Source organism: Frankia sp. Mgl5 (genome assembly GCF_023242985.1).
GTDB classification, from domain to species: domain Bacteria; phylum Actinomycetota; class Actinomycetes; order Frankiales; family Frankiaceae; genus Parafrankia; species Parafrankia soli.
Genome location: NZ_JALKFY010000394.1, coordinates 1 through 229, shown reverse-complemented (window position 1 = coordinate 229; position 229 = coordinate 1). Strand labels below are relative to the sequence as shown.

1 protein-coding gene is annotated in these 229 nt (G+C 54.1%); it reads left to right on the top strand.

Translation table 11 applies throughout. The annotated features are described in order from the left end of the window. Positions 1–229 (top strand): NAD(P)-dependent oxidoreductase (locus MXD62_RS09805; protein ID WP_285224016.1); only part of this gene is annotated, 229 nt, incomplete at both ends.

Here is a 229-nt window from a genome sequence, read left to right as displayed (position 1 = left end):
GCAAATACCTCTTTGATAACCGTTACGGAACGGGCCAATCCGTGTGGGATGGGATCAACCGTACAACAAACCTCGTGGTAGCGGGCAAAACCGTTGTTGTGGTCGGCTATGGCTGGTGCGGAAAAGGCGTGGCAATGCGCGCCAAAGGTCTGGGTGCGAAGGTAATCGTAGCCGAAATCGACGCGATTAAAGCGGTGGAAGCATACATGGACGGTTTCGAAGTGATGCC